Source organism: Peterkaempfera griseoplana (genome assembly GCF_001418575.1).
GTDB classification, from domain to species: domain Bacteria; phylum Actinomycetota; class Actinomycetes; order Streptomycetales; family Streptomycetaceae; genus Peterkaempfera; species Peterkaempfera griseoplana.
The window spans coordinates 1-12112 of record NZ_LIQR01000058.1; the positions used below are offsets into that span (position 1 = coordinate 1).

Consider the following 12112-nt stretch of genomic DNA (forward strand, 5'->3'; position numbering starts at 1 on the left):
CCCATGCCCTCCCCTTGCAGCCCGCCACCCCACACGTGGTACGTGTGAACAGAGTAGAGGGTGACACGGACGCTTCCTTCTCATGCCTGGCGACGCCAGGAGCGCGACTGTACCGTCTGGGCTCGCTGGTCCAATCACTCGCCGGCGCTGATGACGAAGGAGCCGAGGCCGCCGAAGGTATCGACGGCGGTGCCCCCGAACCGCTCCGCTGGCACCGGGTTGATCCCCTTCTGTGGCACTGGGTGTCCGCCGGAGCCAGTGTCGGCTTACGGAACCGTGGCGGCCCGGGCGTTGAGGGCGGCGTCGACGATTGACCAGCGCATGTCGACGGTGTCGGCGTCAGGCGTGTGCCGTGTGCGCATCTCCAGGTGGGGGTGGACGAGGCGTGACGGTGACCTCCACGGTTTCAGCCTTGACGTCGCACGACATCGGCGCCGTCAGCAAGTGCCGACGCACACGCTCGCCCGCGTCGCCCTGGCCGCACCGTCCTCCTGCAATCGACGAGCGATGCGGCGCAGCGCCCGGTGCGGCTCATTGACGCGCTCGGTCTGTCGGAACGACAACGGCCACTCAGGGCAGAGGACAGTGGCGCCGCCGGTGCTCGGCAGCTTGGCGCGGACCAGGTTGTGGTCCGAGGAGTTGTGTTCGCCCAGGGGCTGCCGTGCTGCCGCCCGCGATGGGGATGCTTCGCCTGACCGGGGTGCGGGCCTGGGCACCAGCTTCCCTGGCTACGACGTCTCCGTGTGCATCGGGACGACGCAACGGTGAGTCAGTACTTAACGCGCGGGTCGCCCGCGAGACGGGCCTGCACCTGGACACGGTCCGTTGCTGGCGCGGCCGGTTCGCCGAGCACGGCCTTCACGGTCTGACCGACCGAAAGCGGTCGGGACGGCCCCCGTCGTTCACCGCGCCGCAGGTGGCCGAGGCCAAAGCACTGGCGTGCTGGCTGCCAGCCGAGACCGGGGCGCCGGTGTCGCGCTGGTCGTGCCCGGAGCTGGCCCGTGAACTGGCCGCCCGGGGCATCACCGGGACCGCCTCTGCCTCCGCCGTGCGCCGCTGGCCGGCTGAGGACGCGCTCAAGCCCTGGCAGCACCACTCCTGGAACTTCATCACCGACCCCGATTTCCGGCCCAAGGCCGCACGCGTGCTCGGCCTGTACGCCCGCACCTGGCAGGCCGGCCGCTCGGCGCGGACGAAAAGACCTCCATCCAGGCCCGCTGCCGCTGCCACCCCTCCCTCGCACCCGGCCAGGCCAGGCCCATGCGCGTGAACCACGCCTACGGCCGCGGCGGCGCCTTGGCCTACCTCGCCGCCTACGACATCCACCACGCCCGAGTATTCGGCCGCACCGACCCCAGGACCGGCATCGCCCCGTTCATGAACCTCGTCGCCCAGGTCATGAGCACCGAACCCTACCCGAGCGCCAAGCGGGTGTTCTGGATCGTGGACAACGGCTCCTCCCACCGCGGGCAGAAGGCCGCAGACCGACTCGCCGCGGCGTTCCCGAACGCGGTACTTGTCCACACCCCCATCCACGCCTCCTGGTTGAACCAGGTGGAGGTCTACTTCTCCGTCGTCCAGCGCAAGGTCGTCTCGCCCAACGACTTCACCGACCTGGCCCAGGTCAGGGACCGACTCCGAGCATTCGAAGACCGCTACAACGCCACAGTGCAGCCGTTCCAGTGGAAGTTCACCACCTCCGGCCTGGACGATCTGCTGGCCAGGCTCGACCGGCATGCACCCGCCGACCGCCGACGGGGGCCTTGCCGCGCAGGCTCTGCCGGTCCAGCGAGCCCTCGCCGGTCACCACCAGCCGCGGACCGTCCATCAGCCGCCCCGCACCCAGGACGTCGAGCAGCACGTCAACACCGGGGCGTCGCTCGGCGTCGAGCAACGCCATGGCCGCAAAGCCCAGCCCACCGGCCGCGCCGGCCCCGGGCAGATCGGCCGCCCAGCGGGCCGCAGTGCCCCAGTCCCGGGCGAAGACCTCCACCAGCCGACCGAGGGAGCGACGGTCTGTTCCCCGTCGGCGCCCTTCTGCGGGGCGTACACGGCCGCTGTGCCGTCCGGGCCGAGCAGCGGATTGTCCACGTCGGAGGCGAGCACGATCCGAGCGGTGCGCAGACGCGGATCCAGTCCGCTGGTGTCGACCGCGGCCAGACGGGTGAGGGCACCTCCGCCGCAGGGCAGGTCATGCCCCTCCTTGTCGAGGAAGCGGACGCCGAGCGCGGCGAGCATCCCTGTCCCTCCGTCGGTGGAGGCACTGCCGCCCGCACTCAGCACCAGTGTGCGGGCCCTGTCCTCCAGGGCGGCCCGCACCAGCTGTCCGGTGCCGCGGGTACCCGCCCGGAGCGGGGCGAGGTGGCCGTGGGGCAGCCGGCCCAGGCCGGAGGCCTGGGCCATCTCGATGACGGCCACGCCGTCGCGCAGTGCCCAGTGCGCTCGTACGGGGTCGCCGAGGGGTCCGTCGACCACGGCCGTACGCCGGTCGAAACCGCCGGTGACGGCCGCATCGACCGTTCCCTCACCGCCGTCGGCCACCGGGAGCAGCACGACGGGCAGCTGCGGTGCGGCGCGACGGACTCCTGTCGCAAGGCAGGCCGCGACCTGCACCGCGTCCGCCGATCCCTTGAGTCCGGTGCGATCAGCACCTGCTCCGAGCCGGTGTTGCGGCCGTTCCGCGCCGTCATCCGCGCGCCCCGAGCGGCTGTGCGCCAGTGGGCGAGCCGTGGCTCGGACGGGCCGCCCAGCTCAGTCCACCGAGCAGGTGCCTGCGGAACTCGGGCGCCCGGTAGGCCTCCTCGGTGTGTCCCAACGCAGTGAAGAACGAGCGTCCGGCGCCTACCGTCCGGCACCACACCAGCGGGTGGTCCGCACCCATCGTGCCGCCGTGGTAGCGGCTCTCCTCCACGGTGGCCAGCACCTGTACCGCCCCCCTGGGGTTGGACGAGAAGTTGTACCACTCGTCGGTCCAGGTCCACAGCTGTGGCAGGTGCGCGGTGGCGGGATGGTCCGGGTCCTCCACGGTGACCGCCGCGGTTTGGAGCTCCGGGTGCCCACTGAAGCGGGTGCCGATGAGCTCCCCGTAGAACGGCCAGTCCCGCTCGGTTCCGGCCGCCGAGTGCACGCCGACGAAGCCGCCGCCGCCCCGCACGAAGCCCTCGAGCGCCGCCCTGCCGTCGTCGTCCAGCACGGCTCCGCTAGTGGAGAGGAAGACCACGGCCGCACACCGCGCGAGGGACTCCTCGGTGAAGACGAGGTGGTCCTCGGTCGCGTGCACCGCGTAGCCGTGCTCTGCGCCGAGTTCCCGGAGAGCCGCCACGCCCGCGGGGATGGAGTCGTGGCGGTAGCCGGTGGTCCGGGTGAAGACCAACACCGCGGGGGCGGCGCCGCCCGGGCCGGACTCGGGCGCGGCCGGGCTCACTTCGGCCCCAGGACGCATGACCGGTAACGCTCCTTCATCAGGTCGAGCACACTGTCCGGATCGGCGGCCCAGATGTCCGCGTTGAAGATCTCGACCTCGATGTCGCCGGTGTAGCCGGCCGCGTCCACCAGCTCCCGCAGCCGCCGGAAGTCGATGTGCCCGTCACCCATCATGCCGCGCGACAGCAGCGCGTCCCCGGGGAAGGGGGTGATCCAGTCGCAGACCTGGAAGCTCGCGATCCGCCCGGCGGCCCGGGCGATCTGCGCCTCCACCCGCGGGTCCCACCACACGTGAAAGGTGTCGATCACGACGGCGACCTGCTCGGCGGGGAAGTGCTCGGCCAGGTCGAGGGCCCCGCCGAGGGTCGCCAGCACGCCCCGGTCGGCGGTGAAGATCGGGTGCATCGGCTCGAGCGCGAGGCGCACCCCGCGCTCGCCCGCGTAGGGGGCGAGTTCGGCGACGGCCTCGGCGACGCGCTCCCGGGCGCCGGGCAGGTCCCGCGACCCCTCGGGGAGCCCGCCGACCACCATCACCAGGGTGTCCGTGCCGAGCGCGGCCGCCTCCTCGATCGCGGCCCGGTTGTCCGCGAGGGCCGTACGCCGGGCCCGGGGGTCGACCGCGGTGAGGAACCCGCCGCGGCAGAGCGAGGAGACCCGCAGCCCCGCGTCGTCGACCAGTCTCCGGGCCCGGTCGACCCCGATCGCGGCGAGGGGCTCACGCCAGACGCCGATCGACGGCAGGCCCGCCCGCACGCAGCCCTCGACGGCCTGCGGCAGCGACCAGCGCTCGATGGTCTTCTGGTTCAGCGACAGCCTGCTCAGGTCACCTGCGGTCGGTGTGCTCATACGAGCCCTCCCACCTCGAGCAGCGACCGCAGCCGGGCGGCGGCCAGGTCGGGATCATGCAGCACCCCCGCCCGGTCGGCGAGCCGGAAGGTCTGGGCCAGGTGGACGGCGCTGCGGGCACTCTGCAGGCCGCCGACCATGGTGAAGCCGGGCTGCAGTGCGTTCAGCCACGCCAGGAAGGCGATGCCGGTCTTGTAGTAGTAGGTCGGCTCGGCGAAGATGTGCCGGGCCAGTGGCAGGGTGGGCTCGAAGGCAGCGTCGTAGGCCGCCTCGTCGCCATCGTCGAGGGCCTGTAGGGCCGCGGCGGCGGCGGGGGCGATGGCGGCGAAGACGCCGAGCAGCGCGTCGGAGTGGTGCTCCCCGTCGCCCTTGACCAGCTCGGGGTAGTGAAAGTCGTCGCCGGTGTAGAGGCGGACACCGGCCGGCAGAGCCGCGCGTAGCCCCTTCTCGTGGTCGGCGTCGAGGAGCGAAACCTTCACACCGTCCACGCGGTCGGCGTACTGCCCGACCAGATCAAGGAAGACCGCGGTCGCCGACGGGATGTCGGAGGCGCCCCAGTAGCCCTTGAGCGCGGGGTCGAAGGCGGTGCCCAGCCAGTGGAGGATCACCGGTCCGCTCACCTGCTCCAACAGCCGCCCGTAGACGGCCAGGTAGTCCTCCGTGCCGCGGGCGACGCGGGCCAGCTGGCGGCTGGCCATCAGGATCGGCTGGGCTCCGACGGACTCGACGAAGGCCAGCTGTTCCTCGTACCCGGCGAGGACGACCTTCAGGTCGTCCCCTCCGGCCGGGAGGTGGTCGGTCCCGGCGCCGGCGGCGATCCGGGCGCCGGCCGCGGCCGCCTCGGCCGAGGAACGGGCGATCAGCTCGCGGGTGGCTGCCCAGTCCAGGCCCATGCCGCGCTGGGCGGTGTCCATGGCCTCCGCCACGCCGAGTCCCCAGGAGAAGAGGTGCCGCCGGAACGCGAGGGTCGAATCCCAGTCGACCGCCGCCGGGGCGCCGGGGACGTTCTCGGCGAAGCGGTCGGCCACCACGTGGGCGGCGGCGAACGCCGTACGGGAGGACGGCGGGCCCTGCGGCTTGTTCCAGACGCGCGGCTCGGCGGTGGTGTACTGGAGCCAGGTGCCGTCGCTCTGCGGCAGTCGCAGGGTCGTCATGCGGCGCCGCCCTCAACGGCGAGGTCCTCCAGGACGATCCGGCGGCCCTCGGCGCTGGACCGCAGCCCCGCTTCGGCCAGCCGTACGCCGCGGGCGCCGGCGAGGAAGTCGTACGGGTGGTCGGCGTCCTCGACGACGTGGCGGAGGAACTGCTCCCACTGCGCCTTGAAGCCGTTCTCGAAGACCGCGTTGTCCGGGACGGGCTGCCACTGCTCGCGGTAGCCGCCCGCCTCGGCCAGGTCGGGGTTCCACACCGGCCTGGGGGTGGCCGAGCGGTGCTGCACGACGCACTGGTGGAGTCCGGCGACCGCGCTGCCCTCGGTGCCGTCCACCTGGAACTCCACCAGTTCGTCGCGGTGGACCCGCACCGCCCAGGAGGAGTTGAGCTGGGCAACGACGCCGCCCTCCAGCTCGAAGATCGCGTAGGCCGCGTCGTCGGCGGTGGCCCGGTAGGGCTTGCCCTGCTCGTCCCAGCGCTGCGGAATGTGGGTCGCGGTGCGGGCGGTGACGGCGCGCACGCCGCCGAAGAGGTTCTCCAGGACGTAGTTCCAGTGGCAGAACATGTCGGTGGTGATGCCGCCGCCGTCCTCGGCCCGGTAGTTCCAGCTCGGACGCTGCGCCGACTGCCAGTCGCCCTCGAAGACCCAGTAGCCGAACTCGCCGCGGACCGACAGGACGCGGCCGAAGAACCCGCCGTCGATCAGCCGCCTGAGCTTGAGCAGCCCCGGCAGGTACAGCTTGTCGTGGACCACCCCGTTCTTCACCCCGGCAGCGGCCGCGGCCCGGGCCAGCCGCAGCGACCCCTCCACCGACTCGGCGATGGGCTTCTCTGTGTAGACGTCCTTGCCGGCGGCGATCGCCCTCAGGATCGACTCCTCGCGCACCGAGGTCAGCTGGGCGTCGAAGTAGATGCGGTTGCCCTCGTCGGCAAGCGCCTCATCCAGGTCGGTCGTCCAGCGCGGCACGTCGTGGCGCTCGGCGGTCTCCCGGACCTTCTCCGCGTTGCGGCCGACCAGCACCAGGTCTACCGGCAGCCGCGAGCCGTCCGAGAGCTCCACGCCGCCCTGCTCCCGGATGGCGAGCAGGGAGCGGACCAGGTGCTGGCGGTATCCCATCCGTCCGGTGACGCCGTTGAGGACGACGCCGAGAGGGTGCGCAGGCATGAGTGGGTTCCTGTCCTGGGAAGACTTGGAAAGCGCTTTCCGGCGAGGCTAACCAGGCTCCACGGCGTCCCACAAGGCCCCGGGGGAAATTTCGAAAAGCGCTTTCCCGAAGGGAGGCCGGCCCCACCCCCCGGTCTCGGCGGTGGGAGCCGCCGGGGCGAATCAGCAGGCGATCCCCGGGGTGCTGGCCCGGACGACGACCTCGCCCCTGATCCTTCGGCTGCGCGGCGCACCGACCTTCTCCGCGCTGAGCACCAGCTCCAGTGCCGCAGCCCCCATGGCCTCCAGCGGCAGACGTACGGTGGTCAGCGCCGGATGGACGTCGCGGAGCGTCGCGATGTCGTCGAACCCGGCAAGCGCCAGGTCGCGGGGCAGGACCAGGCCGCGGTCCCGGCAGGCCGTCATCGCGCCGACCGCCATCACGTCGTTGACCGCGAAGACGCACTGCACGTCGGGCGACTCGTCCAGCAGCTCCTGCATGGCCCGGTAGCCGCCGTCCCGGGTGAAGTCGCCGCGTACGACCGCCCGTGGACGGTCCGCACCGGCGGCGGCCAGGCCGTCCCGGAACCCCTCCACCCGGTCGCGCGCGGTCAGCAGCTCCTGCGGTCCGGCCAGCACGCCGAACCGCTGATACCCCAGCCCTACCAGTCGGGCGGCCAGAGCCCGGGCCCCGCTGCGGTTCTCCACCACCACCGTGTCCACCGGCAACCGATGCTGACTGATCGCCACCACTCGTCCGCCGGCGGCCTGGTACATCTGGATTTCGTGCCGCAGCCGCTCCTGGAGTTCGCTGTCGTCCACCCGGCTGCCCGCCAGGATCGCCGCCCGCCCGCGCTGCCCGCGCAGCGACGCCAGGTAGGTCAGCTCGCGCTCCGGGCGGCTCATTGTGCTGCCCACCGTCACCAGCAGGTGGTGCTCCTCTGCGGCCTGCATCACCCCGGCGGCGATCGCCGAGAAGTAGGGATCCGCTATGTCGTGCACGACCAGCCCGACGACGCTGGCCTGCCCCCGCGCCATCGCCTGCGCCGGTGCGTTCGCCGCGTAGTTCAGCCTCGCGGCGGCCTCCAGCACCCGCTCCCGCAACTCCTCGCGGACCTGCCGGACGCTGCCGTTGATCGCCCGGGAGGCCGTGGCCAGGGAGACCCCGGCTTCACGCGCCACATCGGACAGGGTCACCGCGACCGACCGGGCCGCGGCCTCACCCGGCTCTTGGCCCATCGGGGCTCCTCCTCGCCTCTGCCTCCGCTCCCGGAGGACGCACGCCAGCTTATGAGGAACACCGCTGCGGACCGGCACCGGACCGGTCGGTGCACCTGCGGCCGGCGGGCCGGTCTGCGCGGCTGCGGCCACCGCCGCGTCGCGCGGTTGCGGCCGGCGTCAGGCCCCGGGGTGCGGTGCGGTCGGGAGTTCGGCCCAGATGGTCTTGCCTCGGCGGGCCGGACGGACGCCCCAGCGTTCGGTGAGCTGGGCGGTGATGAACAGTCCCCGGCCGCCCTCGTCGGTGTCGAGGGCGCGGCGCAGGTGCGGTGCGGTGCTGCTGTCGTCGGTGACCTCGCAGGTCAGTGCCCGATCGCGGATGAGCCGCAGTTCGATGGGGCCGCCGGCGTAGCGGACGGCGTTGGTGACCAGTTCGCTGACGACCAGTGCGGTGTCGTCCGCGAGCTTGTCCAGGCCCCACGCCTCGAGCTGGGTGGCTGCCGCCTGGCGGGCGCGGTTGACGGCGCGGGGGTCGTTGGGCAGTGTCCACGCCGCCGTCCGACGGGGATCGAGGGCGTGGGTGCGGGCCAGTAGGAGGACGGCGTCCTGCTGCAGCCGCTTTGGCGCCAGGGTTTCGGCGATCGCGTCGCACGTGTCCTGGAGGGGGACGCGGGGTGCGGCCTGGGCGATCCGTGGCAGCCGGTCCAGCGGCAGGCTGTCCGTTCCGGCCGGCAGCAGGGCGGCGTTGTGGAGGACGAGGATGCTGCCCTCGGCGAGGATGCGCTCGGTGACGGGGTACTGGCCGATGCCCTGCCCCAGGGGAGGGCCCTGGGGCACGTCGACGAGCTCCAGGCGGCCGTCGTGGATCAGTGCCGGCGGGGGGTGTCCGGCGCCGGCCAGGGAGCAGCAGCGGGTCACAGGGTCGTAGACGGCGTACAGGCAGGTGGCCGGCCAGGTCCGGGAGCGGGGGTCTCCGTCGGCGGCCGGCCGGGAGTCCGCGGGTCTGGAGGCCAGGTCGTGGAGCCGGGTGAGGATCTCGTCGGGCGGCAGGTCGAGTTCGGACAGGGCGGTGATGGCGGCGCGCAGCTCCCCCATCGCCGCCGCGGCGTCGACGAGGGGGGCGGTGGTGTCGCCTGCGGTGAGTGCGACCCGTGCTCCCGAGAGGGGGAGGACGTCGAACCAGCCGCCTCCGGCTCCGGCGGGCAGGTAGGTGTGTGCGGTGTCCACGGCGGCGTGCACGGGTCCGCCGGCGGGTCGCAGGTTGCGCTGGATGATACGGGCCACGGAGCGTTCCCGGCTGTAGAGGCGGGCGTTGTCCAGGCACAGGGCGGTGTGGGAGGCCAGCTGCTGGGCGAGTGCCAGGTCGTCGTGGTCGAACGGAACCGGGTTTCCCGAGCGGTGGAAGCAGGCCAGGCCGAGGACGACGCCGCGGGCGCGCATCGGCACGGACATCGTCGAGTGGGCGCCGGTCCTGGCCAGCCGGGGGTCCTGGGCATGGGCTGGGTCGGTGCGCAGGAGCAGCTCGGGTTGCAGGACGGACAGGGTGCCCCGGGCTACCGGGCCGGCGGGGTCGGGGCCGACGACCTCCCCCACGGCCGGTGCCTTCCGCCCGGCCTCGCCGGCCGTGCGGGTGCCGACCCGGCGCAGCGGCAGCTTCTCGATCGGGGTGTCCTGGGCGGGTGCCTCCCCCCGCAGGACGGAGTCGAGCACGTCCACGGTCGCGGAGTCGGCCAGTTCCGGCACGGCGATGTCGCAGAGTTCCGCGGCGGTGCGGAAGACGTCCAGCGTCGTTCCGATGCCGACGGCGCGGCTCAGCAGACGCAGCCGTGCCTCGGCGCGGACCCGCTCGGTGACATCGGTCAGCATGATGACCACGCCTCGCGCAGCCCCGCGGTCGTCCTCAATGCGGAAGCAGAACGCCGAGGCCACCCGGTCCTCCGCCGGGTTGTCCGGGCTGTGCAGGCGGAAGCGGACGTCGCGGAGGGGTCTGCCGGTCTCCAGGACGCCGCGGGTCGAACGCTCGAGGGCCTCGGCTTCGACCACCCGGAAGGTCCGCAGGACCTGCAGGATCGGCCGGCCCAGCATCTGCCTGACCGGGAAGGCCGGGAAGAAGCGCGCCGCGGCGTTCACCCGGACGAGGCACAGCCGGGTGTCGTACACGTACAGACCGGTCGGCGCCTGCGCGAACAGGGTCGCGAGCACGGCGTCGTCCCACGCGAGCTCCGGCGATTGGGGCGCATGCGGTGAATCGGGCACGGCACATCATTCCCGCGATGTCTGTCCAATATGTATGTAATGAGCAAATCACCACACCGGAGTCGGCCGCTACCGCTGCCGCGGCCACACGAGCAGCGGCAGCGGCGGCGGTCGGCACCATCGGGGCCGCGACCGTCAGGGAGAGAATGTGACCGACCAGCCCCGACGTTCTCCCAGTTCGAGCGCGGCATGCACGCGCGGGGCGCCGTAGGCACCGCCAAGCGGGCATGCACCGCTTGGGTCCGGTAGGGATGCGGCGGTGGCACCGCCGGCCGAGTGCCGGCGCAACCTCACGGGACTGCACGTGGGCTCGGACTCGGGTGCAGCGGTTCGCGGTCCGGGGTCGGGCTGGTCGCGCAGTTCGAGGAGGTCGCCGGGCGTCTCCAGCTCCAGGACGACGACCTCGTTCGCCCCGGCGCGCCAGAGCGGGGCCAGCGCGTAGCGCGTGCGCTGCGGGCCGGCGGAGTGGTAGCGGCCGAGGAGGAAGCCGTTGACCAGTTCACCCTGCCCGGTCGCAGGCCGGAGGCCGTTTCCTCAAGGACGAGGAAACGGCCTTCGGCGTTGTCCGGAGGGCTGGGGTGGCGCGTCGGATCAGGCGGCCGGGGTTCCGTGGACGGCGAGGTCCCACAGCGAGTAGCCGTACTGGGTTCCGCGTGCGGTTCCGTACATGCGGATGTACCGGCCGGTGCCCGACAGGCCGTCGTGCTCCTCGACACCGCCGGCTCCGGAGGTGGTGGAGTAGATGGTCGTCCAGGTGGTGTCGTCGTCGGAGACCTGGATCTGGTAGGCCGTTCCGTAGGCGGTCTCCCACATCAGACGTACGCCGGTGATGTCGTACTCGGCCCCCAGGTCGACGTCGATCCACTGGGGGTCGGCGTAGGTGCTGCCCCATCGGGTCAGCGGGTCGCCGTCGACGGCCTGGTCCGGTTCGCGTCCCGAGACGTTGGTGCTCGACGCGGTGGCGAGCCTGCCCTGGGCCAGGTCGGTCTGAGGGTTCGCCAGGCTCTGCAGGAACGACTTGGTAGCGCTGAACCAACCTCCGCTGCCGGCCTGTGACTCGCAGGTCGCGTCGCAGGTGCCACTGGTACTCAGGCCGCCCCAGACGACGGCTCCTGCGATGCCCACCTCGTGCAGTGTGGCGAGCTCGAAGGACCACTGGGCGGCCGGGACGAAGGTGAGGGACAGGGAGGACGGCGACGATCCCTGGTGGTACTGGGGCCATATGTACGGGTAGACGGGGATGTTCGCGTCGATGGCCGCGGCGTGGGTGACATTGGTGCTCAGGGTCGAGTCCCAGGTCTCCTCGCTGGTCGAGAAGGTGTACGCGGAGGGGAAGAACGCCGTGTGCGGGTCCTGAGCGATCAGCTGCTGATAGGAGGAGTTGTAGGCGCTGTCGGTGTTGCCAAGGAGGCCGTACCAGCCGATCAGCTGGTCCGGTTCAACCTGCCGGGCCCAACTCTGCAGCTGGGCGAGTTGGCTGTAGTGCTTGGCGGCGGTGGTGGCCGTGCCGGTGAGGTAGAGGCTCTCGCAGTCGAGTACCAGGGGGCCGCCCGGGTGGGTGTCGTAGGTCTGGACAATCTGCTGCCACTGGGCCTGGGTGGGCAGGGCGCCGCTCTGGACGAGCGGGCTGCACACGCTGTTCGGGACCAGGTTGGTGACGACCGCCCCGTTCCCGAGGCTGGCCGAGGTGTAGGAGGTGTTGTCGAAGACGGTGAAGCCGGGCGCGGCCGAGGCGGCGGCCGGCGTCGCGGGTGCGGCCAGGCACAGCAGGGCGGACAGGACGGTGGCCGCGCCGGACAGGCGACGGAACGCTTGGTGCATGGGAACTCCTTGCCGAAGGACGTGCCTTGGGACGGGTGGTTCTGTGCGGGTGGTGCGTACCGGGTCGGCCGGGCCCGGGGGCCTCCGCGTTCCGAGTGTCGCGGTGAAGGGTGCCGTCGGCGGCTTTGAGGCCGGGGGTTCAGTCCCGAGGCAGCCGGTGTCGGTCTTCTTGGTCCTGCTGTGCAGTGTGCCGCCGGGGAGGTGGTCGGCGGGCGGCCCGTCCCCCGGCCTGGGGGAAGGGCGCGTCGGGGG

9 protein-coding genes and 2 pseudogenes are annotated in these 12112 nt (G+C 72.3%); 2 read left to right on the plus strand and 9 right to left on the minus strand.

Annotated elements, in window-relative coordinates; genetic code table 11:
* Window positions 1-682 precede the first annotated feature (682 nt).
* Both AOK09_RS41710 and AOK09_RS41715 read left to right on the plus strand, forming a co-directional pair.
* Window positions 683-1270 (plus strand): helix-turn-helix domain-containing protein, encoded by a 588-nt coding sequence (locus AOK09_RS41710; protein WP_245687122.1) that lies wholly within the window; start codon window positions 683-685, stop codon window positions 1268-1270.
* A pseudogene (locus AOK09_RS41715) lies at window positions 1261-1563 on the plus strand (transposase); the annotation flags it as partial. The gene AOK09_RS41710 and the pseudogene AOK09_RS41715, both read left to right, overlap by 10 nt.
* Window positions 1564-1690: 127 nt before the next feature.
* On the opposite strand, the gene AOK09_RS43060 reads toward AOK09_RS41715, so the two are convergent.
* From AOK09_RS43060 to AOK09_RS41720, 9 genes and pseudogenes are all read right to left on the minus strand, one after another.
* A complete protein-coding gene (locus tag AOK09_RS43060; protein ID WP_265736705.1) occupies window positions 1691-1993 on the minus strand; it encodes a glycerate kinase in 303 nt (100 codons plus the stop codon).
* An 80-nt stretch (window positions 1994-2073) separates the two neighbouring features.
* A pseudogene (locus tag AOK09_RS43065) lies at window positions 2074-2613 on the minus strand (glycerate kinase); the annotation flags it as partial.
* A 73-nt stretch (window positions 2614-2686) separates the two neighbouring features.
* The gene (locus AOK09_RS04985; RefSeq protein ID WP_079062762.1) at window positions 2687-3442 is read right to left on the minus strand and encodes a ThuA domain-containing protein; all 756 of its coding nucleotides are present in this window, start codon (window positions 3440-3442) and stop codon (window positions 2687-2689) included.
* Entirely contained in the window at window positions 3421-4269 is an 849-nt protein-coding gene (locus AOK09_RS04990) for a sugar phosphate isomerase/epimerase family protein (protein ID WP_055585885.1), read from the minus strand. The genes AOK09_RS04985 and AOK09_RS04990 overlap by 22 nt, the downstream gene beginning before the upstream one ends.
* Window positions 4266-5423 carry a dihydrodipicolinate synthase family protein gene (locus AOK09_RS04995; RefSeq protein WP_055585886.1) on the minus strand — a complete coding sequence of 386 codons (1158 nt, stop codon included), beginning with the start codon at window positions 5421-5423 and terminating at the stop codon, window positions 4266-4268. The genes AOK09_RS04990 and AOK09_RS04995 overlap by 4 nt, the downstream gene beginning before the upstream one ends.
* On the minus strand, window positions 5420-6586 hold the full coding sequence (locus AOK09_RS05000) for a Gfo/Idh/MocA family protein (protein ID WP_055585887.1): 1167 nt from the start codon (window positions 6584-6586) through the stop codon (window positions 5420-5422). Before AOK09_RS05000 ends, AOK09_RS04995 begins: the two co-directional genes overlap by 4 nt.
* A gap of 162 nt (window positions 6587-6748) precedes the next feature.
* The gene (locus AOK09_RS05005) at window positions 6749-7804 is read right to left on the minus strand and encodes a LacI family DNA-binding transcriptional regulator (protein ID WP_055585888.1); all 1056 of its coding nucleotides are present in this window, start codon (window positions 7802-7804) and stop codon (window positions 6749-6751) included.
* 159 nt (window positions 7805-7963) lie between these two features.
* Window positions 7964-9985 (minus strand): ATP-binding SpoIIE family protein phosphatase, encoded by a 2022-nt coding sequence (locus tag AOK09_RS05010; protein ID WP_055585889.1) that lies wholly within the window; start codon window positions 9983-9985, stop codon window positions 7964-7966.
* A 645-nt stretch (window positions 9986-10630) separates the two neighbouring features.
* Window positions 10631-11860: a discoidin domain-containing protein gene (locus AOK09_RS41720; RefSeq protein WP_055585890.1), complete on the minus strand. Its 1230-nt coding sequence runs from the start codon at window positions 11858-11860 to the stop codon at window positions 10631-10633.
* Window positions 11861-12112: the final 252 nt, after the last annotated feature.